Below are 617 nucleotides of genomic sequence, written 5' to 3'. Positions count from 1 at the left end.
CAGGCGATCCACTTATCCGTTGCCGAACCCTGTGCAGACCAACCCGACCACTTCTAAGATCACCTCCTTCGCATGCGTCGCGAATTGCCTTAAATTCATCATCCGTAAGAGTGCCTAAAAGCCAGAATTTACCGAAAACCTTATAGTTCGCTGCATCCCTGTAAAGATAATCGACCGCCGTATAGATCATTTCTCTTCGCCTCTGATTAGCCTTTACACCGAAAGTGCGGTAAGAGGCGAAAAGTCTCCACGGAACTGGATGAATTTAGGTAATCTGAAGGGTATAGGATTTGCCTTAACGGATCACCGGAGCACCGGAGCGCTCGCGCACTTGCCATCTTTGCCTTCCAGACCGATCCCGAAGGGCATGCCGTCGGTTGTCGGGCATGGGTCTGTCGCAATTCGACCGAGGAGGAAGTGGTCGAGGATCGGGTTGGACCGGTCGAACCCGGAAAGTGGCTGTCTTGGCCACCTCAGCACCTGCCAATCCTGCGCAACGCGGTGCCAGTTGCAAGAAGCTGCTGGCTGCAACCTCATGAAATTCCCGCCGAGTGGCTACGTCGTCGCCCGTGAAAAACTCTGAAGCCTTTGGGAATGCGTGGGTTTTAGCGGATTTG

At 53.6% G+C, this 617-nt stretch carries 2 protein-coding genes; one reads left to right on the top strand and one right to left on the bottom strand.

The window, feature by feature from the left end:
• A partial coding sequence (locus AX703_RS28170; RefSeq protein ID WP_231735340.1) for a hypothetical protein occupies positions 1–190 on the bottom strand: 190 nt, incomplete at its 3' end.
• Positions 191–288: 98 nt separating this feature from the next.
• On the opposite strand from AX703_RS28170, the gene AX703_RS28790 reads away from it, so the two are divergent.
• Positions 289–573, top strand: coding sequence for an EcoRII N-terminal effector-binding domain-containing protein (locus AX703_RS28790; RefSeq protein ID WP_082734364.1), 285 nt, complete (start codon positions 289–291; stop codon positions 571–573).
• Positions 574–617 lie beyond the last annotated feature (44 nt).

The sequence above is a fragment of the Novosphingobium sp. CCH12-A3 genome, from assembly GCF_001556015.1.
Lineage (GTDB): Bacteria > Pseudomonadota > Alphaproteobacteria > Sphingomonadales > Sphingomonadaceae > Novosphingobium > Novosphingobium subterraneum.
Note: the sequence above shows the minus strand (reverse complement) of the source record. Positions and strands in the feature narration are given on the sequence as shown.